Genomic DNA, 23,562 nt, shown 5'->3' with positions numbered 1-23,562 from the left:
TCAACAATGCAGGATGCCATGTGATCGGTCCACCACACGCCGAGTGCAGCCGTTTGGCGGTACTGCCCGACGGGTGCCCGCTCATTAAGGTGGCCGCCATGGTCGCTCCTGAGAAGACGGCGCCTCAGGCGCCCTCAGCGAAATCGTCCCCGTTCGCGGGCTCCGTCCGCGGTTACGACAAGCGTCAGGTCGACGAGCGCCTCGCCGAGCTGGCGACCGAACTCAAGCAGACCTCACGCAGCCGCGATGAGGCCGTGGCGACCGCCGGTGAACTCACGAAGGCGCTCGGCCACGCCCAGAAGGAACTGGACGAGACCAAGGCCGCCCTCGTGCGGATGAGTTCGAGCCCGTCCGGCGCCGGCGCGATGGCCGAACGCGTCCGCATGATGATGCAGCTCGCCGAGGAGGAGATCGCCGACCTCAAGGCAGCCGCGGAAGCCGACGCCAAGGCGACGCGGGCCGAAGCGGACAAGTACGCCCACGAGACGCAGCGCGCGAGCGACAAGGCGGCCAAGGACGCGCAGGCGGAACGCGAGAAGCTGCTCGCCGACGCCAAGGCGGAGATCGAGCGCCTGAACACCGAGGCGGCGCAGAAGCGCAAGGAACTGGACATGGAGAGCGTCCGGGCCCGCGCCGCCGCGGACAGGAAGGCCGAGGAGGCTTCGGCGGCTCGTCGCGCGGCGGCCGAGAAGGCGTCCGCGGACAAGATCGCGGAAGCCGATCGGGTGTCGGCGGCCAAACGTGCCGAGGCCGAGCGGATCTCGGCGGAGAAGATCGCCAAGTCCGAGAAGTCTTCGGCGGAGGACATCGCCGCGAAGCAGGAGCAGGTCGCGGAGGCTCTCACCGACGCGAAGACCCAGCAGGCCGAAGCCCAGCAGGCCCGGAAGCTCGCGCTGGAACTCCGGTCCAAGGTCGCCGATCGGCTCTCCGCCACGGACGTCGCCGTCCAGGAGGCCATCCGGCTGCTGGCTCCCGCCCCTGATGCCGACGAGGCGCCCGCGCCGAAGCCCGCTCCCACCAAGTCCAACGGCCCACGCCCTTCCTGATCTCTTAACGCCGGACGACGGCGAACAGCTCGTCGTCGATCCAGCCCCTGGTGTGCAGCTCGGCGCAGAATCGCTGGTACGACTCGGCGAGCGCGGCACTCTCGCGCTCGTCGGGCTCGACCAGTGTTCCCTCGCCGAGCCCCGCGGACGCCTCGGTGAGGCCGCCCGGCAGGACCCCCGCCGCGGCGAGCAATGCGGCGCCGTAGCCCGTTTCCGCCTGTGGTGACACCCGCAGGCCGAGGCCGCTGACGGTCGCCCTGATCCGTGTCCACAAAGGACTTCTGCTGCCGCCGCCCGCCGCCAGCAGCGGATCGGTGACGTCGACGCCGAGGCGACGCAGGTGGTCCAACGCCAGTCGCTCGAGGAAGGCGACCCCCTCCAGCCTGGCCCGGTGCAACTCCACCTCGTCGGCTTCGCCCGACACGAAGCCCTCCGCGTCCGGGCTGGCGAACGGGAAGCGTTCGCCCTTGCGCCGCAACGGATACGCGACCACCTTCGCCGGACCCAGCGCGGCCGCCGCCGCGTCGAGTTCGGAAAGGCGATCCTGCCCGGCGACGGCCTCGCCGCCGGTGTTCGACGCGCCACCGGGCAGCCACCAACCGTCCGGATGACGGTGGCTGTACATCGCCCCCGTCGGGTCCGGCACCAGCTCCTCGGTGACTCCCTTGAGCACGTACGTCGTGCCGAGGATCCCGACGAAGCTCCCGGGAGCGACCGCCCCGGCCGCGATCTGGCCCGCGCAGCCGTCGGTCATCCCGGCCACGACCGGGCAACCCGCCGGGAGCCCGGCGACCGGACGGGCCACCTCGCCCAGCACGGTGGCCGGCGCGACCACCGAAGGGAGGAGGCACGACGGCACCCCCAAAGCCTCGAAGACCTCGTCCGGCCATTCGAGGGCGAGCGGGTCGTAGCCGCTCTTCAAGGCATGCGACCAGTCGGTGGCCACCGGTCCGCCGGTGAGCTCCGCGGCGATCAGATCAGGGGTGTGGCGGATCCCGGCGACGTCGGGGACGTGCCCGGCCAGCCAGGCGATCCGGCCGAGCGCGGCCGTGGCCGACACGCCGAAACCGAGCCGCCGCCAGCGATCCGCGCCGAGCGCGGTGGCCTCGCGGTTGAGCTCCGCGCCGCGCCTGTCGTCGTACATCAGCGCGGGGGTGACCGGCACACCGGACGCGTCGACCCCGACGATCGTCCCCGACGTCGCGGCGATGGCCACCGCGGCGACCTCACCGCCCCTGCCCGGCAGCTCGCCGGTGACCTTCGCCAGCACCGTCTTCACCGCGGGCCACCAGGACCGGGCGTCCTGCTCGCTGTGTCCGCGGTCGTCGCGGACCGGCGCGGGCAGCGGCTCGGCGGCCGAAGCGAGGACGGCGCCGCCGCGCACCGCGAGGGCTCGGACCCCCGCGGTGGCGACGTCGATGCCGATCGTGACGGGTTGGTTCACGTGGTGACGACCTTCTCTCCGACTTCTTGCAGGCTCTTGTCCTCTTCGATCGCCTTCGCCGTCTCCTCGGGCAGCTTCAGGTAGCGGACCATGACCGCGGCGACCAGATAGAGCGCGGCGAAGACGATCACCACACCGGCCGCGCCCAGCGGACCGAGGAACACACTGACGATCGCCGGCCCGACGAACGCCGCGGCGCCGGCGCCCAGGTTCAGCAGGGCCATCGCGCCACCCTTGTTCTCCGGGGCGAGGGAGGGGAGCAGCGCCGAGATCGGCACGAACCCGGCGAGCGTGGCGCCGTACAGCGCGCCGACGAGCAGGGCGAGCCAGTAGTACTCGGCGCCCATGGCGATCGGGACGAAGTAGAGCAACAGGATCGAGATCGCGCAGCCGATCGCGCCGAACCAGAAGATCGTGGTGCGCCAGCCGATCCGGTCGCTCAGCACACCGAAGATCAGGTTGAAGAAGATGTTCGTGCCGTAGATGACCGAGACCAGGAGGAGCCAGCGGCTCTCCCCGAACCCGATCTCCTCGATGAAGATCGTCGGGAAGAACACCAGCATCCCGAACTCGGGCGCGGTGTTGATGACACGGACGAGCATCCCGACGCCGACGCGGGGCTTCTTCCACGCGATCGACACGCTGGACACCAGGCTCTGCACCGGTTTCACGTCCGGCGGCGCGAGCCGGGTGTACCCCGTCCGCTGCCGGACACCGAAGATCGCGAGCAATCCGCCGAGACCGAGCAGCGCCACCGACACCCAGAGCGTCCCGTACTGGCCCAGCACCGGGTTCGTGAAGCTCGCGACCAGCGCGCCCAGCGTCGGCAGCCCGCCGGTGAACGCGAAGTAGAACCAGCCCACCGCCGCGCCGAGCCTGGCGACCGGCGCCACCGCGGTGATCCAGACCAGGAAACCGAACGCGAACATCGGATAGCCGAACCCGCGCAGACCGTAGAAGACCAGCATCAACGGGTAGTTCTCGCCCGACACCGCGACCGCGAGGAACAGCACGTCGAACACCAGCCAGATGGCCAGGCCGATCATCATCACGCGCCGCGGCCCCCACAGATCCGACAACGCGCCCGACAACCACGACGCCAGCATCACGGCGACGCCGTACACGGTGATCACGTACGAAGCCTTGATCTCGGTGCCCGCGCCGTTGTCCGCCATGAACGGCGCGATGAAGCCCGACTCGACCCCGTCGCCGATCATGAACAGCAGCAGCCCGGCATAGCCGAGGAACAGCGGGGCGGGCAGGCCCCAACGGTTCAGTACGCGGGCGAACCCGCTCCCGGATCGCGATAACGGCGGTGTTACCTGGTTCATGCACGCCTCCATGACGTCGTGTTCAGCGTATCATGGATCGTGTTAACTTCACTTTCAAGATGTTACATCGGTGGATTTCCGTGTTAGCCTCGCGCGCCGCGGGTCGCGGAGGTACTCGGTCGCTGACGGCGACCTCACGAAGGCAAGACGCACGTCTGGTGCGGTGAACTGTGGTTGGCGCGTTCGCATGACTGGATGGACGCCCTCGTGCCGTCCATCCAGTCACGTGTGTCGTCCGCCGGATCACGTGTGTCGTCCGGTCGGTCACGTGAGAGACGCTGGCATGGGCACGGGGGTGGTCGTCAGTGGCGTTTCGGGTTCTGGTGAACCCGTGTTTGCTTACCTGCCGGGCTTGACGCCGTCCTGCTGCCGTCATGGAGCCCGATGTCGGCGAGTGGGGAGGATTGGGGACGTTCAGCGTCCGGAATCCTCCCCGCTCGGCACGACCATGATCAACGGAGGATTCGGGACACTCAGCGTTCCGATTCCCCCATCGTCGGCACCTGGGACACCGAGCTTCCGATGCCATCAAACTCCGAGGCTCAAACGACACCCGTCAGGCTCGCCGAGCGCACCTCCGCGTTCGGCAAGCGGCGCCTCAGAGCTCCGCGATGTCCACTTCCACCTGGCTCCGCATGTCCTCGGCCAGGTGCTCTTCCACTCCGTCGTCGACGATCAGCACGTCGAAGTCGCTCAACGGCGCCAGCCGGTGCAGCGCCGCGCGTTCGGTCTTGCTGTGGTCCATCAGCAGCACCTTCGTCCGGGCGCTGGCCAGCATCGCGCGCTTCAGCATCACGATCTCCGGCTCCTGGTGGAACGTCATGCGCGTGTTCATCGCCGAGGTCGAGACGAAGGTCGCGTCGACGTTGATCCGCTCGATCGCCTCCAGGCTCTGCATGCCGAGGAACGAGTCGTGGGTCGCGGAGTAGTCGCCGCCGATACAGATGAGCCGCAGGTCGGGAACGCCTTTGAGCAGTTCGATGGCGCCGAGGTAGTTCGTCGCGACGGTCAGCGGGGTGACGCGGTGCAGCATCTTCGCCAGCGCGAGCGCGCTCGTGGAGTCGTCGAGCAGGATCGACATCCCCGGTTCGACGCGGGCCAGCGCGTGCGCCGCGATGGCCATCTTCTCCTCCGAATGCACGTTCATCCGGTAGTCGGCGTTGCTTTCGAAGACCGTCGACGGCATGGCCGAAACGCCTCCCCGGTACTTCCGGAGCAGGCCGCGCCGCGCCAGTTCGTCGACGTCGCGGTGCACCGTCATGGTGCTGACGCCGGTGAGTTCCACCAGTTCGGAGATGCTCGCGGAGCCCGTTGTGAAGACGTGTTCGGTGATCAGCTGCTGACGCGTGTTACGAGAGTGCGCGCTCGCACCGGCCGTCTTCTCATCGTTCATGTCGTCCAGTATCGCGTGCGGGCAGGCTGATTGAGGCGCAGCAGGCCGGTGCGCGTGCCGTCGATCTCGATCTCCGTGATGGCCGCGTTGTCCAGCCGGGGGAACACCGTGCGGTAGTTCTCGAGCGGGATGCCGAGCAGTGCGCACAGGGTCAGCCTGATCAGGGTGTTGTGCGCGACGACCAGCACGGTCTCGCCCGGCACCTCGGCGGCGATCCCGCGCAGCGCGCCGGCTCCGCGGGCGGCCGCGTCGGCCGGCGGCTCCGAACCGGGGAAGGCGCCGCTCACGGGGTCGGCGAGAAACCTCGACACCGCATCGGGATCCGCCTCCGCCAGCTCGGCCCTGGTGCGTCCTTCCATCAGTCCGAAGTGGACTTCACGCAGCTCGTCGACCACCCGCAATGGCAGGTCCAACGCCTTGGCGGACGGCTCCGCGGTGCGGCGTGCGCGGCTCTGCGGCGAGCAGAACACGGCCGTCGGCCCGGCCGCCGCGGCGAATCCGGCGAGCTCGTCCGCCTGCCGGAGCCCCTCCTCGGTCAGCGCGACGTCGCTGCTGCCCGCGTACCGGTTCTCGGCGTGCCATTCGGTCTGGCCGTGGCGTGCCAATAACAACCGTGCGACCACGCGATCCCTCCTCAGGGCTTGTTCAGATCACAACTTCGATGTTAACTTAACAGCATCGATGTGAAAGGAGATGCCGGATGGCACTCGCCGCGGTGGTGTTCGACCTGGACGGTGTCCTCGTCGACAGTGAACACCTTTGGGAGGAGAACTGGGTGGCGTACGCCGCCCGGCACCGCACCGAATGGACCGCCGAGGACACCGCGTCCGTGCAGGGGATGAGCGCGCCCGAATGGGCCGCGTACCTCGCGAAGCGGTCCGGCACCCCGGAAAGCGCGGCCGAGGTCGAGCGTGCCGTGGTGGACGGCATGATCGCCGCGATCGAGGCGGGCGAGGCGCCCCTCCTGCCGGGCGCCGGGGAGATGGTCCGCGAGGTGAGCGCGAAGGTGCCGGTCGCGCTGGCGTCCTCGGCTGCCCGCCGGGTGATCGACGCGGTTCTTTCCAAACATGGGCTCACCGGCGAGTTCGCCGCGACCGTCTCCAGTGCCGAGGTCGCCAGGGGCAAACCGAGTCCGGACGTCTATCTCGAAGCCGCCGCCAGGCTCGGCCGGTCCGGCGAGGAATGCCTGGGCGTCGAAGACTCCAGCAACGGTATCCGCGCCGCCGCCGCGGCCGGGCTCACCGTGATCGCCTTGCCGAATCCGGTGTACCCGCCGAAGCTGGACGCGCTGGAGCTGGCCGCCGAGGTCGCGGAGAACAACGACGACGTGCGGCGCAAGCTGCTCGCGTACCTGTCCGGTGAGTTCGCGGAAGCGAGCGGGCGATGACGGTCCTCGGTGCCGCGGAGACGTTCAAACGCGACTGGCTGGACGGGTTCGTCACCGCCTACGGGCGTTCGGTGCGCAAGGTTCCCGGCGCCTATGGCGTGCTGCGCCGGGAAGAGTCCGAGCCCAAGGTCGCGGTGGTGATCGGCGGCGGCTGCGGGCACTATCCCGCGTTCGCCGGGCTGGTCGGTCCCGGCCTGGCCGACGGGGCCGTGGTGGGCGACGTGTTCACCAGCCCGAGCGCCGAGCAGGTCTATCGCACCGCGCGGGCCGCGGAGAGCGGGGCCGGCGTGCTCTTCGGCTACGGCAACTACCAGGGCGACGTGCTGCATTTCGGGCTCGCCGCGCGCAGGCTGGCCGCCGAGGGCATCGAGAGCAGGACCATCCTGGTCACCGACGACATCGCCAGCGGTCCCGCCGACGCGCCGGAAAGGCGCCGCGGTGTCGCGGGCGACTTCCTGGTCTTCAAGATCGCGGGCGCCGCCGCCGAACGCGGCGACGATCTGGCCGCCGTGCACGCGGTGGCGGAGAAGGCGAACGCGAACACCCGGACCTTCGGAGTGGCGTTCGGCGGGTGCACTCTGCCAGGCGCGTCCGCTCCGCTGTTCACCGTCGGCGAGAGCGAGATGGAGCTGGGCCTCGGCATCCACGGCGAGCCCGGCGTCCGCACGGTCGGCAGGCTGAGCGCACACGAGCTGGCCGACGAACTGGTCGACGGCCTCCTCCCGGAGCTCCCCGAGGGCGACGGACGCGTGGTGGTCCTGCTGAACGGGCTGGGCCGCACCAAATACGAGGAGATGTTCGCGACGTACACCCGGGTGCACGAGCGGCTCGCCGCGGCGGGGCTCAGCCCGTCGCACACCGAGGTCGGCGAGTTCGTCACGTCGCTCGACATGGCGGGTGTCTCACTGTCGATCCTGGTGCTCGACGACGAACTCGCCGAGCTCTACGCGGCCCCCTGCGACACCCCTGGCTATCGGAGCACCGGTGCCGCGCTGGCGCAGGTCCCGCTGGAGTCCACAGTGGACGCTCTACTCGCGGAGGCCGAGCCGGGGCAGGGCATCGTGGATCGCGCGCTGACCGCGGCCCTGCGCGACATCGAGGCCAACGAAGCCGAACTCGGCAGGTTGGACGCGGTCGCGGCCGACGGCGACCACGGGCTGGGCATGACCAGGGGCATGCGGGCCGCGGTCTCCGCCGCCCGGCGAGACGGAGACTCGCTGTCCACCGCGCTCCTGGCCGCCGGGACGGCGTTCGCCGACGCGGCGGGCGGAGCGTCCGGCGCGCTGTACGGCGTCCTGCTCGCCGAGACCGGCGCGGGGCTGCGTGGCCTGGAAGCCGGAGCGGTCACCACGGAAGCACTCGCGGGCGCGGTGGACGGCGCGGTGAAGGCGTTCGTCGAACTGGGCAAGGCCGAGCCCGGCGAGAAGACCATGCTCGACGCCATCGAGCCGTTCCGGCTGGCGTTGCGCGAACAGGCCGGCGCGGGCGCCGACGTCCCGCAGGCCTGGCAGAAGGCGGCCCAGGTCGCGGTGAGCGCGGCCGAGGCCACGGCGGACCTGGTGCCCGTCAAAGGCCGGGCCGCGCGGTTGGCGCGGCGGAGCGAAGGGCATCCCGATCCCGGGGCCACTTCGTTCGCGCTGCTCGTCACCGCGGTCGGCCAGGCTCTCGGAAAGGAAGACTGAATGCGGATCGTGGTGGCGGCGGACAACGCCGGGGTGGCACTCAAGGACCAGCTGCGTGACCTGCTCCTCGCCGACGACCGGGTGGACGAGGTCACCGACCTCGGCGTGGCCGACGGGTCCGATGACAAGGCGTACCCATTGCTGGGCCTCGCGGCGGCGGAGACGATCGCGCGCGGTGACGCGGATCGCGGAGTCCTGGTCTGCGGGACCGGGATCGGCATGGCGATCTCGGCGAACAAGGTCCCCGGTGTCCGGGCGACGGTCGCGCACGACTCGTACTCCGCCGAGCGGTCGGTCAAGTCGAACGACTGCCAGGTGATCACCTTCGGCGCCCGGGCGATCGGTCCGGAGCTGGCGAAGAAGATCGTCGCCGAATGGGTCGGCCACCGCTTCGACCCGTCCTCGGCCAGCGCGAGCAAGGTCGCGCACATCACCGAATACGAGCAAGCTCACTAAGACGGCCCGACACGGGCACGGAGAGAGGACGCAGAGTTGCGGATACTCGCTGCGGGAGACCATTTCGTCGGCACCGGCCTGCTGGCCGGCGCCGTCCGTGCCGAGATCGGCGCCGGGCACGAATTCTCCGAACTGACCCTGCCGTGGCCGGTGGAGCCGTTCGGCCCGGTCGCGAACGTGCACGAGGCCAGCGGCACCGAGGAGCAGGTGATCGAGGCCCTGGCGGGGGTCGAGGTCGCGGTGACCCAGATGGCGCCCTTCACCAAGCAGGTGTTCGCGGCCGCGCCGGGGCTCAAACTCGTGTCGGTGTGCCGGGGCGGCCCGGTCAACGTCGACCTCGCGGCGGCCACCGAAGCGGGTGTCGCGGTGACGTACGCGCCGGGCCGCAACGCCGGTGCCGCCGCCGAATTCGCGGTGGGGATGATCCTGGCCGCGATGCGCCGGATCCCGACGTCCTCGGCCGAATTGCTGGGCGGCACCTGGCGCGGCGACTACTACGCCTACGACCAGGCCGGTCTCGAACTCGACGGGACCACCGTCGGCCTGGTCGGGTACGGCGCGATCGGTGCGCGGGTGGCCAAGGTGCTCGTCGCGTTCGGCGCGAAGGTGCTGGTCTCGGATCCGTTCGCCGACCCGGCCCGGATCAGCGCCGACGGGGCGGAGCTCGTCGAACTGGACGACCTGCTGCGCCGCAGTTTCGTGGTGAGCCTGCACGCCCGCCTCACCGAGGAGACCCGGCACCTGATCGACGCCGCCAAGCTCGCGTTGCTGCCGGAAGGCGCCGTTCTGGTCAACACCGCGCGCGGCGGTTTGCTGGACTACTCGCCGCTGCCGGAAGCCCTGCGCTCGGGACGGCTCGGCGCGCTCGCGCTCGACGTATACGACGTCGAGCCCCCGCCTGCGGACTGGGCGTTGCGGGACGCGCCGAACGTGATCGCGACGCCGCATCTCGCCGGGGCCAGCAGGCAGACGGCAAAGCGGGCGGCGAGTATCGTCGCCGCCGAAGTCGGCCGGTACTCCCGCGGGGAGGCCCTCGCGAATCTGGCGAACCCCGAGGTCCTGCGGCCATGATCATCGGCGTCGACATCGGCACGTCACTGACTAAGGCGGTCGTCTTCGACAAGGCCGGGATGTCCGTGGCGAGCGCGTGCACCACCTCCGAGGTGCATCACCTGCCGGGCGGGTTGGTCGAACAAGACCTCGACCAGGTGCTGGGGACCGTGGCGACGGTGGTGCGCGAGGTCGCCGCAGGGCTCGACGGTCCGGTCACCGCACTGGCCCTCACCGGTCAGGGCGACGGGCTGTGGCTGCGCGACGAATCCGGCGAGGCCGTGCGCCCGGCGATTTCCTGGCTCGACGGCCGGGCGAACTCGTTGCTCGCCCAATGGCAGGCGAGCGGAGTGACCAGGGAGGTGTTCCGCCGTACCGCGTCGGGGATGTTCCCCGGTTGCGCCGCGGCGATCATGTCCTTTTTGGACACTCATGAACCGGAGTCGCTGGACAGGGCGGCGGTGGCGGGCTACTGCGTCGACGCGGTACTCCAGCGGCTGACCGGCGAGATCACGGTCGACGCGTCGGATGCCTCATTGCCCTTCCTCGACCCGGCCACCCGGCGATACGACGAAGACGCCATCGCGGCAGTCGGGCTCTCCCATCGCCGGAGCCTGTTCGCGGAGCCGGCGGCGCCGAAGACCGTGTTCCGCTTGGACGAACGCGGAGCCAGGCTGCTCGGTCTCCCGGTCGGGCTGCCCGTCACCGCGGGGCCGTTCGACCTGCCTGCGAGCGCCATCGGCGCCGGTGTACGACGGCCGGGTGACGGCATCCTCACCGCCGGCACCACCCTCGCCTGCCAGGTCCTGACGGACTCTGCGGAGTTCGATCCGGAAGGTGAGCCCGCGGGCATGTTCCTCTGCACGCCGGAAGAAGGTGAGTTCCTGCGGGCGATGCCGGCGATGGTCGGCACGGCGGGGATCGACTGGATGTGCCGCCTGTTCGGAATCGAGGTCGAGGAGATCGGCTCGTTGCTCGACGCGAGCGGGCCCGGCGCGGGTGGGGTCCGCGCGCTTCCGTTCCTCTCCGCGTCCGGTGAGCGGGCGCCGTTCGTCGACGCTTCGGCGAGGGCCCAGTTCTCCGGGCTGAGCCTGGAGAGCGAGCGTGGTGACATCGTCCGGGCGCTGTGCGAGTCGATCGCTTACGCGGCAAAGCATTGCTTCGAGGCGGCCGGGCTCACCGGCACGTTGTACGCCTGCGGCGGCGGGGTCCGGTCGCTCGAATGGACCCGGATCTTCGCCGACGTTCTCGGACGGCCCATCGTGATCCCCGGCGATCCCGGGGTCGGCGCGCGGGGCGCGGTGATCGTCGCGGCGGACGCCCTCGGCGAACCGGTCGACCAGGAACTCTGGGCGGAGAGCGCGCGCGTCGTCGAGGTCCGGCCCGGGAACGTAGGGTTCTACGAGCAGGGCTATGCCGACTATCAGGCCTCACTGGCCGCGGCCCGCGGACTTTGGAGGTTGTGACGGTGATCCTGGCCAAAGAACGCTTGGCGGTCTGTGAGTTCGCCCGCCGGATGACCGCGGACGGGCTCGTGGTCGGCACTTCCGGCAACGTCTCCGCGAGGCAGGGCGAGCTGGTCGCGGTGACCCCGACCGGCGTCGACTACGCCGGGCTGCGGCCGGAAGACATCCCGGTGGTCGGCCTGGACGGCGAAATCGTCGAAGGCACGCTCAAACCGACCAGCGAACTCCCGATGCACCTCACCGTGTACCGGCAGGCGGAGGATCCGGACGGCAAGCCCATCTCCGCCGTGGTGCACACGCATTCCGTGCACGCCACGGCGGTCTCCACCCTGGTCACCGAGGTGCCGCCGATCCACTACATGCTCGCCGCGATCGGCCCGACGGCCCGTGTGGCGCCCTACGCGACGTACGGCACCGAAGAGCTCGCCAAAGCCATGTTGGAGGCGCTGGACGGCCGCCGGGGCTGCCTGCTGGCGAACCACGGCACCACCACCTTCGGCGACAGCCTCGGCTCCGCGTACAGCCGGGCGCAACAGCTCGAGTGGGTCTGCCAGGTGTGGCTGACGGCGCGCGCTGCCGGAACGCCGAACCTGCTCCCAGCCGACGAGATCGAGCACGTCGTGGAGAAACTTCGCGGCTACGGGCAGCGCTAGGCCGCGCCTTCCCCCAAGCGACGGACCGGGTTCAAACCGGCGAGGGACGCCGGCGGGCAGCGGCGGCTGTGATCGTGGGAACCGATCACCTGATCGGCATCCGATGGTCCGAGGAGCACGCATGACTGTCCACCAGCCCACGGCGCCCGGGCGGCTGCGCGCCGCCTGGCACAACGCGCACGCCCCGGTGCCGGGAGTACCCCGGTGGGCCCGGATCGCCGCCTACGCCATCCCCTTCGTCGTGCTGCCCTCCGGCTTGTGGCGGATCATGACCGTCGTCTTCCACATCGGCGACGACGCCACGCATGGCGCGGGCCAGCTCCCGTCGTGGTTGCCGGGGCCGGTGTACATCGTCGGCCTGTCCGTCTTCTCCGAACTGCTGGCCTTCACCGCCATCGGGCTGATCGCCGCCTGGGGCGAGGTCGTCCCTCGCTGGATCCCGTTGCTGGGCGGACGCCGAGTGCGGCCCCTCGCCGCGATCCTGCCCGCCGCACTCGGCGCCACGGTCCTGACCGTGCTGTGGACCACCGCCTTCGTCACCGGGATGTCCGGGCTCACCATCCAAGGCGACCCGCTCCCGGCCGACTACCCCTCGAACGCGATGCACGGCTGGCAACTCGCCTTCTTCGAACTCGCCTACGCGCCGCTCCTGCTGTGGGGGCCGTTGCTGGCAGCGGTCACCTTCGCGTACTGGCGGAGGCGCCGGCACGTTCACTGACGTCCTAGGACGCCGCGGGCTCGACTTCGAAGTCCGTGGCGTCCACGGCGTGCACCGCGTCGAGAAGTTCGACGACCGTCGGATCGTCGACGGCTTCCTTGATGCACTGCCACAACTGGAGATTCGCCAACGCCCAGCGGGAGTAGTTCTCCGCCGCTTTCGGGTTGTAGAAGTAATAGCCGCTGTCGTGGACGTCGCGTTGTTCGCCGACGATCTTGTGCGCCAGTTCGCGCAGGCTCAGCCCGTTCTCCCGCAGATAGCGGTGGGCGAGGACGACGGGCGTCACCGGCAGCGCCTTGAACAGTGTGTCAGCGTCGCTCAACGCCTGAGCCTCGAGCGAGATGTGGCGGCCTCTGGTGGCCATTTCGGCTTCATCGATGATGTCGTCGACCCACCGGCCCACGTCCTCCTCGACCCCGCATTCCCGCAGGATGTCCATTCGGAGGTCGCGTCCGGCGGCCGCGGGGGAGTTGCGGAGCACGATGTAGTTCACATCGTGCACCAGCGCCGCCACCTCGACGACGGTGCGATCCGCGCCGTTGTGGTCGGCGAACCCCGCGGCCTTGGCCCGGACGAAACTCACGTGGTGCCAGCCGTGGAACTGCAGTTTGTCCGCATAACGCCAGCACAGTCGCCGGACGTGCTGCTCGACGGCGTCAATGGTTTGGGAAGGAATCGTGCTCTTTCGCGCGCGCATACACCTCTCCGATCCCGTTCAGGAGACGGGTGGAGTAATGGTAAGCGCCTGCGACGGCGGTGTGTAGTTAGATGCGTCCGGCGAGATCCCCCAATCGGACCTCAACCGGAACGTGACGATGCCCTGTCCCGGTCTTCGGGTCAAAGGAAAGACTGAACTCGCTCACGGGGCGTGATTTCACCAAAAACGTCATAGTCCCTTCGGTAGCCTCGGGGATCCGATGGAACTCGTCCGCGTACATGACGCCTACCGACCCGGTCTGACACAGCGTGCTACGTCGTAACCGAACCGATGTGATCAATCCGGAAAGCTGGTCGCGCAAGGTCGAATAGCGCTCGTGGACGTAGTTGCCACGGAGGATCGTGGTGCAGAAGTGATACCTGTGATTGTGCACGGAATCGGCGTACCCCTCACGCCAGTCCTCCGGCGCCTTGTACTCGTGCAGCCAGACCGAAAAGGGGTCCGTCGGGCAATCGAGCAGGCACCAGGCGAAATGGGTGGTGGTCTCCCGGGACCGCTCGAGTACCGCGCTCGCCTCGTCCGGGCTCAGCGAATCCAGATGCCGTCGGAGGTCGTCGCGCAACTCTGGTCTCGACGTCCAGTCGCGGAAGATGCCGTCGACGATCCGCCAGTGCTGCGCCAGTGGCAGGTCCGTGGTCCGGAGCAGCGCGGAGAGCTGGGTGAGGGGGGACAAGCGAGTGAGCAACTTCAGCTCCTCAAATCTAGTGCTCTGCGACGCCGAGAGGTCAGGGGTTCAACTCGGCGAGTGTGGTGAACTCCTTCCGAAAGGAATGGAATTTCCCTTCCAGTTCGAGGAAGTTCTCTTCGGACAGGGGAGAGCCGGTGATCTTTTCGTACAGGGCGAGGAAATCCGCCCGGGTCGTCGTGGTGGAGATGCGGAAGTGCCGTCCGGACCGGGATTGGGACACGCGCAGGAACTCGGAGCGTTCCTTGTTGTACAGGAAGGAACCTTCGCTGAAGCGCAGTGTTCGCGGGTACAACGTGGTCGCGCCGCGGATGTCGCTGTACAAGGTCACCCAAACGCTCTCGTCGAACACTTCGAGCCGGTCCAAGGGCGGGTCGGCGACGACGGTGATGTCCACCAGCGAGCACCGGCTGCGCGCCAGGAACAGCCCGACCAGGCCGATGCTGATCTCGTCGTTGAGCCGCGACCGGATCGTCTCGTAGTCCACGCCCGCTTCTTCGCTGCGCAGGAGATAGCGTGCCCGGCCACCGATCGCGCCCTCGTCGCGTGGGTCGGCGATGACCACGCGGAGCTCCCTTTCGGTGCGGGACAACAGCAAACGGGCCGCGGCATGCCTGCCGGAGAACCCGCGGAAGAAGTAGTGCCTGGTCACGTCGAGGTCTTCGGTCATGACCCGGTTGAACAACGGATCCGGATCGGTGGTCGCCTCGAAGACGTGGGTGGGGAAGAATTCCTTGTTGAGCGAACGGTATTCGGCGCTGAGCGCTTCCAGCGCTCGTCGGCTTTCCTCGATCACCGGGGTCACCATCGCGCGCTGTGACGCGGTGGCGGTGATCAGGGTCTGGCCGAAGCCGACCACCGCGGAGATCAGGGTGCCGGTGCCCAGTGAAGTGAGCAGTGTCTTGCCGGCGCCGGGATCCATCATGCTGGAGATCCACAGGCTGAGGCCCGCGACGACGACCAGTACGGTGAGCAGCAGACTCGTCCTGGTCCAGAAGATCTCTTGCAACGGGGTACGGCGGAGCCGGTCGGCTTCCGCGGGCACGAGGGTCACCTCCTTGATCAGCACCCGAACGGACGAACGCAGTGCGTATCTGTTCGAGTGCGGGGAGTTACTCTACGCGCATCGTGACAATGTCGAAATAAGAAAATCGGGGGAAAGGGACCAACAACGAATGTGACGCTCGGCGATGCCGGTTTCGCATCGGAGGTTTCGCCGGATCGCGGAAAAACCACTCACGGAGCGTGCGGAAGGATTCCTTCGTACCACTCGGGACCGGGCTTCGCCGACGACAAGGTTTCGACGACGGCCGAAGACGGTGTGGTGTACACCGTGGGGAAGTCGATCTCGCCCTTCGACGGGTCCAGTGTCCAGGCGAGCCGCTCCTCTTCCGGCTGACTCCCTCGTATGAAAGGAAAGTGCGCGTCCGCGCCGTTCTTGTTGCCTCTCGGGTCCAGCCGGATCCAGCGGTCCGGACCACTGAGGTAGACGGCATTGAGTCCGTGCAGGACGCCGATCCGCTGATAACAGAACCCGGCCGGGATGCCTTGGCTGCGAAGCAAAGCGGCCAGCAGGTGGGCCTTCGCGTAGCAGAGCCCGACCCGCTCGCGCAAAACCTCGGAGGCCATAAGGGTGACGCGGGAATCGGCGGCGTCCACCGTATGGGCGATGTCGTCGCGCACGAAGTGAAACATCGAACGAATCACGTCGACCTCGGTGCCGCCGGCCGGTGACAGACTGTCAGCCGTTTCGCGGATCAGCGGATGATCGTGATCGACGATCGTGTCGGCGGCGAGATAATCTTCCAGCCGCTCGGATTCGATCTTCAACGTGATTTTCACGCGGCACCACCCAGTACTGTGTCGACGACTTCTTCGAGGAATTTCGGAGCGGCTTCGCCGCCGCGCAGCAGCAATCGGAACCAGATCGCCCCTGCCAGCAGATCCATCACCAGAACCGGATCGACTCCGGCGCGCAGTTCGCCTCGTGCGGTGGCGCGGTCGAAGATCGGCTGTTCGCGTGCCATGCGATCGGCGAAGAAACTCCTTGCCACGTCACCGAGTTCCGGGCGCCGGGGGCCGGCGGTCAGCGCCGCCGTGACGACCGGAGCGGTGCGCTCCGAGGTCAGCAACCGGTGGATTTGCGTTGCCACAGCAAGAAGATCGCCGCGGAGGCCGCCGGTGTCCGGGACGTCGACGGCGAACAGGCCCGAATCGCGCAGTGCGGCGGCAAGCAGCGCGTCCTTCGACGGCCACCAGCGGTACAGCGTCGTCTTGTTGACGCCGGACCGGGCGGCGACGGCCTCGATGGCGAGCTTGTCGTAGCCGTGCTCCGCCAGAAGTTCGAGGGTGGCGGCGAAGATCGCCTCCGCCTTGCGCGGGCCGTTCCGAGTGGTCACCGCCCGAGAATACAACGCACCGTTGCGTTGCAGGATGAGCCCGCGTACTTTGCAACGCAACGGTGCGTTGCATTCAGGAGGTAGTCCATGGTCCCCGTCGTCTTCGTCCACGGCATCCGGCTCAGCGGTGCCGCCTGGTCCGGGCAACTCGAACTGCTCGGCCATCCCGCGAAGGCCATCGATCTCCCAGGCCACGGCACCCGCCGGGGAGAGCGGTTCACCCTGGCCGCGGCGGCGGACGCGGTCGCCGAAGCGATCGGCGAACCCGCGCTGGTCGTCGGGCATTCGCTCGGGGGCTACGTCGCCATCGCCGCGGCCGCACAGTATCCGGAGCGCGTGGCGGGCCTCGTCGTCGCGGGCTCGACCTTCTTGCCCGGCAAGGCATTGGAGACGCCGTTCCGCGTGGCGCACCGCTTGCTCACGCGGCTGCCGGACCAAGGCGAACGGCTGAGCCGATGGCAGTTCCGAAGTGCCCTTCCGCCGAAACTCGCCGAAGCGGTGATCGGCGGCGGCATCGCGACCGAAGTCATCCCGGACGTCGCCAAGGCCTTCGCGGACTTCGACGTGCTTTCGGCCCTGACGGCTTATCCGGGCCCCACCTGGCTCGTCAACGGCTCACGCGACCACTTCAGGCGCCATGAACGCCGCTTTCTCGAAGCTTGCGCCGACGGCAGGCTGATCAACGTCCCGAAGGCGGGCCACTACCTGCCGATGGTGCGGGGGAAGGAGTTCGCTCAGCTGGTGCTCGACGCGGCCCGCAGCCTGTCGATCTCGCCGGTCAGTTCGGAGCGCAGCGGGTCGTGCTGAGGCCCGAGCGACGCGGCCCAGTTCTCCATCGGATACAGCCAGACCGGCCGTCCGACCACGTCGGCAGGTTCCCAGTCGTAACGTGGCCAGACATGCGCGTGCAGGAACGGATCCGTGTTGCCGAGGATTTCCAGATTCACCCGGCGGAAGCCCGGATCCCTTCGCGCGCAGACGTTTTCGACCGCCTCGCCGAGCAACTCCATGTCCGCGAGGAACTCCAGGCGCCGCGGCCGCGGCAGATCGCTCAGCCTGCCGACGGCGGGGGAATCGGTCAGCAGGACACAGTAGCCCGGGAGGAACTGCGTATCTCCGATCACCGCGAAGCCCGCGTCCAGGCGTCGCAGCACGGTCGGATTCTCGCCACGCAGCGCCGAACCGATGCGGTCCCGTTTCCAGCCGGTCATGTGCCCAAGTTAGCCGACCGGGAGGATCGAACCACCCTGGCTGGTGAGCTGGGTGGCCAGCCGGACCGGCTCGTGATGCGGCGCCAAGACGATCGAGGCGAACGGGGTCGCACTGGACCCGGCCCCGTAGTTGGTCTGCATGTGAACGCTGACGTGCACGTTCCGGTCGGCGGGGATCTCGAACATGACCGACCCCCACGAGACCACGTACTGCCTGCCGTCGATGCTCGCGAACGGCACATAAGTCAGCCTCATGCTGGGAAAGGGGCGCATGTCGACCGTGAGCAGCCGTCGCGGGCCGTCGTGGTTGTCCACGTACGGGATCACTCCGGGCTGAGCCGCCAGGTTGGTCATTCTCAGGCTCCCTCAGAACTGGTAGTAGAGGAACGGGCTGAACGTCCCGGTCGCGATCAGGATGGCCGCGTACACCAGCCCGACGGTCATCACGCCGATCCGCAGCGCCGTGGCCGGGCGGCTCCGCGAGGATTCCAGCAGCGGCCCGGTCACCGGATGCGCGGGCAGGAACACGATCGCCAGCGCGCACAGCAGGATGACCAGCCGCTGGTTGGTCACCGCGCTCTCGACGACGTCGGTGAGCCCGGTGAAGTCCGGCAGCACCATGTGCCCGATCATGCCGAGCGCGTGCGGCAGATCCTTGGCGCGGAAGAAAACCCAGCCGAAGACGACGAGCACGAGCGTCAGCGCGCGGCGGCCGATGCGGGCGGCCTGCGACTTCGGGGTGACGTCGTAGCCGAAGGCGCGTTCCACGATCAGCAGCGCGCCGTGGTAGATGCCCCAGATCAGGAACGTCCACTGCGCGCCGTGCCAGAACCCGGTCAGCACGAACACGATGCACAGGTTCCGGTAGGTGTGCCCGGCGCCGGTGCGGTTGCCGCCCAGCGGGATGTAGACGTAGTCGCGGAACCAGCGGGACAGCGACATGTGCCAGCGTCGCCAGAATTCGGTGATGGTCACCGACGAGTACGGTCTCGCGAAGTTCTCCGGCAGCCGGAAGCCGAGCATGCGGCCGAGCCCGATCGCCATGTCGGAGTACCCGGAGAAGTCGAAGAACAGCTGCAGCGTGTACCCGATCGCGCCGAGCCAGGCGATCGCGAAGGTCATCTGGTCCGGTGGCGTGTTGAAGCAGGCGTCCACCATCGGGCTGAGCGAGTCCGCGATGATCGTCTTCTTGCACAGCCCCAGCGCGAACCGCGGGAAACCGGCGGCGATGTCGTCGAGGCGGTGCGACCGCCGCTGCGGCAGCTGGTCGGCGATCTCGCGGTACCGCACGATCGGCCCCGCCACCAGTTGCGGGAACATCGCGATGTACGCGGCGAACGACACCGGGTCGCGCAGCGCGCGGCGTTCACCGCGGTAGATGTCCACCACGTACGAGATGTGGTGGAACGTGTAGAACGAGATGCCGATCGGGATGACCAGGTCGGCCACCGGGAAGCCGCCGCCGAACCAGTGCGTCACGGCCGCGATCTGCTGGGTCGCGAACCCCGCGTACTTCCAGATCAGCAGCATGCCGACGTTGAGGCCGATGACGCCGAGCAGCAGCCGTTTGCGCCGTTTGTTCTGCAGGTCCCACGCGTTCGGCTCCAGCGCGGGCCCGGCGAGGAAGTTGACCACCATGCAGCCGAGCAGCACGAGTGTGTACGGCCCGGCGCCGGTGGCGTAGAAGATCAGGCTGCCGACCGCGACGATGCCGTTCCGCCAGCCGCGCGGGCACACCAGCACGGCGAGCAGGACCGCCGGCATGAAGTACCACAGGAACAGCGGTGAAATGAACGACATCGGTGCGGGGTCCCCCAGGCGGTTTACGCGTTATCCGCTGGTGACCTTAGCCTGAGCACCCCGCACCGTGTGACGAAGTGCGGGGTCAGACACGTCCCGCGAGCCGCCGGCGGCGTGCCACCTCGGCCAGCAGCACCCCGGCCGCGACCGACGCGTTGAGCGATTCGACACCGGCCGCCATCGGGATCGACACGGTCGCGTCGCAGGTCTCGCGCACCAGCCGGGACAGGCCGCGGCCCTCCGAGCCGAGCACGATGACCAGCGGGTCCGCCGCGAGGTCCAGTTCGTCGATGTCGACCGAGCCGTCCGCGTCGAGGCCGACGACCATCAGGCCCTCGTCCTTCCACGCCTTGAGCTGACGGGTCAGGTTGGTGGCGACGGCGATCGGCAGCTTGGCCGCGGTGCCGGCGGAGGTCCGCCACGCGACCGCGGTCATGCCCGCGCTGCGCCGCTCCGGCAGGAGCACCCCCTGCGCGCCGAACGCGGCGGCAGAGCGGATCACCGCGCCGAGGTTGCGCGGGTCGGTGACACCGTCGAGCGCGACGAACAGCGGGGTCTGCCCGGAGTCCTTCGCGACGGCCATCAGGTCGCGCGGGTCGGCGTACTGGAACGGCGGAACCTGCAGGCCGAGGCCCTGGTGCATGGCCCGGTTGGTCTTGCGGTCCAGCTCCTCGCGCGGGATCTCCAGGATCGAGATGCCCTTGTCACCGGCGAGCCGGACGGCCTCGTTCACGCGGTCGTCGATGTCGATGTTGATCGCCACGTAGAGCGCGGTCGCGGGCACGTCGGCACGCAGCGCCTCGACCACCGGGTTGCGGCCGGCGATCAGTTCCGGCTTGTCGGCCTTCTTCTGCCGCGCCTGGTCCTTGCGGTCACGCGCGTTGGCCATCCGGTACGCCTTGTGGCCGGGCCGGTCCTCGGCCTTGGGGGTCGGGCCCTTGCCTTCGAGGCCCTTCCGGCGCTGGCCGCCGGAGCCGACGACCTGACCCTTCTTCGTGCCGGGCTTGCGAATAGCGCCCTGGCGCCGGGAGTTGCCTGCCATCAGTGAGAATCCTTGAGCTAGAAACCGAGTAAGTGTCAGACGTCCTTGACGGTCCACTGTGGACCGTTCGGCGTGTCCTCCACCACGATGCCCGCCTGCTGGAGGCGGTCACGCGCGGCGTCCGCACGGGCGAAGTCCTTGTCGGCGCGGGCCTGCTGCCGTTCGGTCAGCAGCCCTTCCACGAGATCGGACAGTGCCTGCCGGGTGGGCGTCTCATTGCCGCCCGCCTCGGACCAGCGCGCGGAGAGCGGGTCGAGGCCGAGCACGTCGGTCATCGCTCGCACGGAGGCGGCGATTTCGAGTGCCTTGGAATTGTCGGCCGCGTCGAGGGCCGCGTTACCGTCCCGGACCGTGTTGTGCAGCACGGCGAACGCCTGCGGGGTCGCCAGGTCGTCGTCGAGAGCGGCGGCGAACCCGGCCTGGATCTCGCCGAGGGGCACGGAGCCGGCGCTGCTCGCGGTCCGGCGGAGGAACTGCTCGATCCGCCGGTAGCCCTGCGCGGCTTCCGTGAGCGCTCCGTCGGAGTACTCGATCGTCGACCGGTAATGCGGCTGGACCAGGTAATACCGCAGTTCGGGCGCCCGGTAGTTCTTCAGCATCTCCGGGATCGAGACCGTGTTGCCCAGCGACTTCGACATCTTCTCGCCGGACATGGTCACCCAGGCGTTGTGCAGCCAGAACCGCGCGAACGGGTCACCCGCGGCGTTCGACTGGGCGCGCTCGTTCTCGTGGTGCGGGAACACCAGGTCGACGCCGCCGCCGTGGATGTCGAACTCGGCGCCGAGGTACGTCGTCGCCATCGCCGAGCATTCGAGGTGCCAGCCGGGGCGGCCGGAACCCCACGGCGTCGGCCACGACGGCTCGCCCGGCTTCGCGCTCTTCCACAGCGTGAAGTCGCGCGGGTCGCGCTTGCCCTCGCCGAGGCTCTCGCCCTGCTGGACCTCGTCGAGCTTCTGGCCGGAGAGGTCGCCGTAGCCGTCGAACGCCTTGACCGAGAAGTACACGTCGCCGCCCGAGGCGTAGGCGTGCCCGCCGTCGATCAGCCGCTGCATCAGCTCGACCATCTGCGTGACGTGCCCGGTCGCCCGAGGAGCGATCGAAGGGGGCAAGCAGCCCAGCGCCTCGTACGCCGACTCGAAGGCGCGCTCGTGCGTGGCCGCCCACTCCCACCAGGGACGATCCGCCGCGGCGGCCTTGGTGAGGATCTTGTCGTCGATGTCGGTGACGTTGCGGACCATCAGCACGTCGAGTCCACTGTGGACGAGCCAGCGACGCAGGACGTCGTAGTTCAGCGCGCCGCGGACGTGGCCGATATGCGGGATGCCCTGCACGGTGGCACCACACACGTACATGGACGCCGTTCCGCTACGGGCGGGATGGAACTCCCGCACGCTCCGGGTCGCCGTGTCATAGAGGTGTAGTGCCACCCTAAAAGGGTACGGGGTCGGCGTGAGCGGTGTCGCAGTGACCGTATTACAGCACGTTATGGGTGCGCAGCGCGTTGAGCAGGGCGTCCGGCCGTTCCGTCGTCGGCAGCGGCTCTACCAGCGCGAACGCGCAGCCGATGTCGCGCGCGGCGCCGTCCGCTTCCTCGCTGTCGCCGATCATGAGCGTTTCCGCCGGTTCGACGCCGAGCCGCTCGACGGCCGCGCGGAAGATCTCCGGCTCCGGCTTCACCGCGCCGACCTCGAACGACAGGATGAACTCGTCGACGTAGGCGTCCCAGCCCCGGCGGCCGAACGCGGGCCGGATGTCGAAGGCGATGTTGCTCAGCACCCCGAGCTTCACGCCCTTGCCCGAGACTCCCTTGAGGACGGCCTCGGTGTCCGGGTACGGCGTCCACTGGGTGGGATCGATCAGCCGGGTGTAGAGCGCGACGGCCTGGTCGGCGTGCGGCACCCCGGACTGCTTGAGGACCTCGAGATACACCTTCCGGTGCAGCACCGGGTCGCGGTCGCGGTGGTTCCAGGCGTGCAGGTGCTCCTCGTCGAGATCGACGACCTGGCCGACCGGCGCGGTCATCCGGCGCATCAGTTCGGTCTGGGCTTCGAGGTCCAGGCTCTCGCCCTCGTGGTCGGTGAGGTCGGCGAGCCAGGTCTCGTCCTGTTCGAGCCGGAAGACCGTGCCGGAGAAGTCGAACAACACAGCGCGAAAGGTCACGAGGTCCACATTAGCCACGATCGTGGGGTTCCTGCCGCCCCTCGCGTGTGAGATGAAAGGTCCTTTCCTTGCAAATTTTGCAAGGAAAGGACCTTTCATGGCACGTGTCAGGCCGCGTTGCCGGTGATCTTGGTGGGCGTGATCCGGACCAGCACGCGGACGACGTCCGCCGGCTCCTCCGGGTAGTCCTTGCCGAGGTACTTGTGCGACAGCTCGTTGATCAGCTCGCGCCCGCCCTCGTCGGTCATCTCCACGGTCCCGCGGATCTCGACGTAGTCGTACGGGTTCTCCTGGTCGAAGACCGAGACGGACACCCGCGGGTCCCTGGCCATGTTCCGCTCCTTGAGACGGCCGCGGACGGTCGCGAAGACCACCGTGTCGCCGTCCCGCTTCGCCCACAGCACGGACGTCTGCGCGGAGCCGTCGGCGTTGATGGTCGCGAGGATCGGGAAGTTGTTGCCGTCGAGGAGTTTCTTGGTCGCGTCGTTGAAGGTCACACCCATGCCCGAGAGCCTAATCACCGCACGTTCCCGGCGATCCGTTCGACGCGCAGGCGGACGATCACCCGCTCGACCTCGTCGCCTTCCGGCGGCGGGTCCTGGCCGAGGTACTTGTGGCTGAGCGTCTTCGGCAGCGTCTTCCCGGGATCCGGGGTGATCGTCACCGTGCCGCGCAGCTGCGTGTGCCGGTACGGGTTCTCCGCGTCGGTGATCGAAACGCTCGCGCGCGGATCACGGCGCAGGTTTCGCACCTTCAGCCGGTCTTCGGTGGCGCTGAAGACCAGATCGCCGTCGTCGAGGCCCACCCAGACGATCGAGGTCTGCGGGCCGCCGTCGGCGTCCAGCGTGGCCACGGTCGCGAAGTTCTTGCCGTCCACCAGTGCTCGGACCGGTTCGGGAAGTGTGACTGCCATGACAGCCC

The 23,562-nt window shown here is 68.7% G+C and carries 26 protein-coding genes; 9 read left to right on the top strand and 17 right to left on the bottom strand.

Annotated elements, in window-relative coordinates:
* Positions 1-98: 98 nt before the first annotated feature.
* On the top strand, positions 99-1,046 hold the full coding sequence (locus AORI_RS78335) for a coiled-coil domain-containing protein (RefSeq protein ID WP_016337724.1): 948 nt from the start codon (positions 99-101) through the stop codon (positions 1,044-1,046).
* A gap of 4 nt (positions 1,047-1,050) precedes the next feature.
* On the opposite strand, the gene AORI_RS78330 is transcribed toward AORI_RS78335, so the two are convergent.
* The 4 genes from AORI_RS78330 to AORI_RS78315 form a co-directional block, all read right to left on the bottom strand.
* Positions 1,051-2,490: an FGGY-family carbohydrate kinase gene (locus AORI_RS78330; RefSeq protein WP_016337723.1), complete on the bottom strand. Its 1,440-nt coding sequence runs from the start codon at positions 2,488-2,490 to the stop codon at positions 1,051-1,053.
* Positions 2,487-3,821, bottom strand: coding sequence for an MFS transporter (locus tag AORI_RS78325; protein WP_043849220.1), 1,335 nt, complete (start codon positions 3,819-3,821; stop codon positions 2,487-2,489). The genes AORI_RS78330 and AORI_RS78325 overlap by 4 nt, the downstream gene beginning before the upstream one ends.
* Before the next feature lie 598 nt (positions 3,822-4,419).
* The gene (locus tag AORI_RS78320; protein ID WP_016337721.1) at positions 4,420-5,214 is read right to left on the bottom strand and encodes a DeoR/GlpR family DNA-binding transcription regulator; all 795 of its coding nucleotides are present in this window, start codon (positions 5,212-5,214) and stop codon (positions 4,420-4,422) included.
* Entirely contained in the window at positions 5,211-5,837 is a 627-nt protein-coding gene (locus AORI_RS78315; protein ID WP_016337720.1) for a histidine phosphatase family protein, read from the bottom strand. The genes AORI_RS78320 and AORI_RS78315 overlap by 4 nt, the downstream gene beginning before the upstream one ends.
* A 77-nt stretch (positions 5,838-5,914) precedes the next feature.
* Between AORI_RS78315 and AORI_RS78310 the strand changes: the two genes are divergently transcribed.
* The 7 genes from AORI_RS78310 to AORI_RS78280 all read left to right on the top strand — a co-directional run bounded on the left by AORI_RS78310 (position 5,915) and on the right by AORI_RS78280 (position 12,626).
* Entirely contained in the window at positions 5,915-6,601 is a 687-nt protein-coding gene (locus AORI_RS78310) for an HAD family hydrolase (protein ID WP_016337719.1), read from the top strand.
* The gene (locus tag AORI_RS78305) at positions 6,598-8,283 is read left to right on the top strand and encodes a dihydroxyacetone kinase family protein (RefSeq protein WP_016337718.1); all 1,686 of its coding nucleotides are present in this window, start codon (positions 6,598-6,600) and stop codon (positions 8,281-8,283) included. The genes AORI_RS78310 and AORI_RS78305 overlap by 4 nt, the downstream gene beginning before the upstream one ends.
* Positions 8,284-8,739: a ribose-5-phosphate isomerase gene (locus AORI_RS78300; RefSeq protein ID WP_016337717.1), complete on the top strand. Its 456-nt coding sequence runs from the start codon at positions 8,284-8,286 to the stop codon at positions 8,737-8,739.
* Between the two features lie 36 nt (positions 8,740-8,775).
* Positions 8,776-9,810: a 2-hydroxyacid dehydrogenase gene (locus AORI_RS78295; RefSeq protein WP_016337716.1), complete on the top strand. Its 1,035-nt coding sequence runs from the start codon at positions 8,776-8,778 to the stop codon at positions 9,808-9,810.
* Positions 9,807-11,255 carry an FGGY-family carbohydrate kinase gene (locus AORI_RS78290; RefSeq protein ID WP_016337715.1) on the top strand — a complete coding sequence of 483 codons (1,449 nt, stop codon included), beginning with the start codon at positions 9,807-9,809 and terminating at the stop codon, positions 11,253-11,255. Before AORI_RS78295 ends, AORI_RS78290 begins: the two co-directional genes overlap by 4 nt.
* A 2-nt stretch (positions 11,256-11,257) precedes the next feature.
* Positions 11,258-11,908: a class II aldolase/adducin family protein gene (locus tag AORI_RS78285; protein ID WP_043849219.1), complete on the top strand. Its 651-nt coding sequence runs from the start codon at positions 11,258-11,260 to the stop codon at positions 11,906-11,908.
* A 121-nt stretch (positions 11,909-12,029) separates the two neighbouring features.
* Complete coding sequence (locus AORI_RS78280) at positions 12,030-12,626, top strand: hypothetical protein (RefSeq protein WP_016337713.1); 597 nt, start codon at positions 12,030-12,032, stop codon at positions 12,624-12,626.
* A gap of 4 nt (positions 12,627-12,630) precedes the next feature.
* Here the strand turns inward: AORI_RS78280 and AORI_RS78275 are convergent, their stop codons facing one another.
* From AORI_RS78275 to AORI_RS78255, 5 genes are all read right to left on the bottom strand, one after another.
* The gene (locus tag AORI_RS78275) at positions 12,631-13,323 is read right to left on the bottom strand and encodes an HD domain-containing protein (protein WP_016337712.1); all 693 of its coding nucleotides are present in this window, start codon (positions 13,321-13,323) and stop codon (positions 12,631-12,633) included.
* A 67-nt stretch (positions 13,324-13,390) separates the two neighbouring features.
* Complete coding sequence (locus AORI_RS78270) at positions 13,391-14,029, bottom strand: hypothetical protein (protein ID WP_016337711.1); 639 nt, start codon at positions 14,027-14,029, stop codon at positions 13,391-13,393.
* A 40-nt stretch (positions 14,030-14,069) separates the two neighbouring features.
* On the bottom strand, positions 14,070-15,116 hold the full coding sequence (locus AORI_RS78265; protein WP_228688429.1) for a hypothetical protein: 1,047 nt from the start codon (positions 15,114-15,116) through the stop codon (positions 14,070-14,072).
* 149 nt (positions 15,117-15,265) lie between these two features.
* Entirely contained in the window at positions 15,266-15,871 is a 606-nt protein-coding gene (locus AORI_RS78260; RefSeq protein ID WP_016337709.1) for a transglutaminase-like domain-containing protein, read from the bottom strand.
* Positions 15,868-16,428 (bottom strand): TetR/AcrR family transcriptional regulator, encoded by a 561-nt coding sequence (locus AORI_RS78255; protein WP_016337708.1) that lies wholly within the window; start codon positions 16,426-16,428, stop codon positions 15,868-15,870. The genes AORI_RS78260 and AORI_RS78255 overlap by 4 nt, the downstream gene beginning before the upstream one ends.
* An 87-nt stretch (positions 16,429-16,515) precedes the next feature.
* Here AORI_RS78255 and AORI_RS78250 point away from each other — a divergent pair, with 87 nt between their 5' ends.
* A complete protein-coding gene (locus AORI_RS78250) occupies positions 16,516-17,235 on the top strand; it encodes an alpha/beta fold hydrolase (protein WP_016337707.1) in 720 nt (239 codons plus the stop codon).
* On the opposite strand, the gene AORI_RS78245 is transcribed toward AORI_RS78250, so the two are convergent.
* From AORI_RS78245 to AORI_RS78210, 8 genes are all read right to left on the bottom strand, one after another.
* Positions 17,163-17,639 carry an HIT family protein gene (locus AORI_RS78245; protein ID WP_043848429.1) on the bottom strand — a complete coding sequence of 159 codons (477 nt, stop codon included), beginning with the start codon at positions 17,637-17,639 and terminating at the stop codon, positions 17,163-17,165. The two genes, AORI_RS78250 and AORI_RS78245, sit on opposite strands and share 73 nt — an antisense overlap.
* Before the next feature lie 9 nt (positions 17,640-17,648).
* A complete protein-coding gene (locus tag AORI_RS78240; RefSeq protein ID WP_016337706.1) occupies positions 17,649-17,993 on the bottom strand; it encodes a hypothetical protein in 345 nt (114 codons plus the stop codon).
* 12 nt (positions 17,994-18,005) lie between these two features.
* A complete protein-coding gene (locus AORI_RS78235) occupies positions 18,006-19,439 on the bottom strand; it encodes an MBOAT family O-acyltransferase (RefSeq protein ID WP_016337705.1) in 1,434 nt (477 codons plus the stop codon).
* A gap of 85 nt (positions 19,440-19,524) precedes the next feature.
* Positions 19,525-20,481 (bottom strand): 23S rRNA (guanosine(2251)-2'-O)-methyltransferase RlmB, encoded by a 957-nt coding sequence (rlmB, locus tag AORI_RS78230; protein ID WP_016337704.1) that lies wholly within the window; start codon positions 20,479-20,481, stop codon positions 19,525-19,527.
* Between the two features lie 35 nt (positions 20,482-20,516).
* Positions 20,517-21,908, bottom strand: a complete 1,392-nt coding sequence (gene cysS / locus AORI_RS78225) for a cysteine--tRNA ligase (protein ID WP_043848428.1) — start codon at positions 21,906-21,908, stop codon at positions 20,517-20,519.
* A 46-nt stretch (positions 21,909-21,954) separates the two neighbouring features.
* The gene (locus AORI_RS78220; RefSeq protein WP_043849217.1) at positions 21,955-22,641 is read right to left on the bottom strand and encodes an HAD family hydrolase; all 687 of its coding nucleotides are present in this window, start codon (positions 22,639-22,641) and stop codon (positions 21,955-21,957) included.
* Positions 22,642-22,748: 107 nt separating this feature from the next.
* Positions 22,749-23,144, bottom strand: coding sequence for a PPOX class F420-dependent oxidoreductase (locus AORI_RS78215; protein ID WP_016337701.1), 396 nt, complete (start codon positions 23,142-23,144; stop codon positions 22,749-22,751).
* 14 nt (positions 23,145-23,158) lie between these two features.
* On the bottom strand, positions 23,159-23,554 hold the full coding sequence (locus tag AORI_RS78210; protein WP_016337700.1) for a PPOX class F420-dependent oxidoreductase: 396 nt from the start codon (positions 23,552-23,554) through the stop codon (positions 23,159-23,161).
* Between the last annotated feature and the right edge of the window lie 8 nt (positions 23,555-23,562).

This window comes from Amycolatopsis keratiniphila (assembly GCF_000400635.2).
In the GTDB taxonomy this organism is placed as follows: domain Bacteria; phylum Actinomycetota; class Actinomycetes; order Mycobacteriales; family Pseudonocardiaceae; genus Amycolatopsis; species Amycolatopsis keratiniphila.
The sequence above is the reverse complement of the archived record's forward strand: the minus strand, read 5'-3'. Positions and strand labels throughout refer to the sequence as shown.

Coding starts and splice junctions, on each gene's coding strand:
- AORI_RS78335 (WP_016337724.1), top strand. CDS start 99: ATGGTCGCTCCTGAGAAGACGGCGCCTCAGGCGCCCTCAGCGAAATCG.
- AORI_RS78325 (WP_043849220.1), bottom strand. CDS start 3,821: ATGAACCAGGTAACACCGCCGTTATCGCGATCCGGGAGCGGGTTCGCC.
- AORI_RS78320 (WP_016337721.1), bottom strand. CDS start 5,214: ATGAACGATGAGAAGACGGCCGGTGCGAGCGCGCACTCTCGTAACACG.
- AORI_RS78310 (WP_016337719.1), top strand. CDS start 5,915: ATGGCACTCGCCGCGGTGGTGTTCGACCTGGACGGTGTCCTCGTCGAC.
- AORI_RS78305 (WP_016337718.1), top strand. CDS start 6,598: ATGACGGTCCTCGGTGCCGCGGAGACGTTCAAACGCGACTGGCTGGAC.
- AORI_RS78300 (WP_016337717.1), top strand. CDS start 8,284: ATGCGGATCGTGGTGGCGGCGGACAACGCCGGGGTGGCACTCAAGGAC.
- AORI_RS78290 (WP_016337715.1), top strand. CDS start 9,807: ATGATCATCGGCGTCGACATCGGCACGTCACTGACTAAGGCGGTCGTC.
- AORI_RS78280 (WP_016337713.1), top strand. CDS start 12,030: ATGACTGTCCACCAGCCCACGGCGCCCGGGCGGCTGCGCGCCGCCTGG.
- AORI_RS78275 (WP_016337712.1), bottom strand. CDS start 13,323: ATGCGCGCGCGAAAGAGCACGATTCCTTCCCAAACCATTGACGCCGTC.
- AORI_RS78250 (WP_016337707.1), top strand. CDS start 16,516: ATGGTCCCCGTCGTCTTCGTCCACGGCATCCGGCTCAGCGGTGCCGCC.
- AORI_RS78245 (WP_043848429.1), bottom strand. CDS start 17,639: ATGACCGGCTGGAAACGGGACCGCATCGGTTCGGCGCTGCGTGGCGAG.
- AORI_RS78240 (WP_016337706.1), bottom strand. CDS start 17,993: ATGACCAACCTGGCGGCTCAGCCCGGAGTGATCCCGTACGTGGACAAC.
- AORI_RS78235 (WP_016337705.1), bottom strand. CDS start 19,439: ATGTCGTTCATTTCACCGCTGTTCCTGTGGTACTTCATGCCGGCGGTC.
- rlmB (WP_016337704.1), bottom strand. CDS start 20,481: ATGGCAGGCAACTCCCGGCGCCAGGGCGCTATTCGCAAGCCCGGCACG.
- AORI_RS78215 (WP_016337701.1), bottom strand. CDS start 23,144: ATGGGTGTGACCTTCAACGACGCGACCAAGAAACTCCTCGACGGCAAC.
- AORI_RS78210 (WP_016337700.1), bottom strand. CDS start 23,554: ATGGCAGTCACACTTCCCGAACCGGTCCGAGCACTGGTGGACGGCAAG.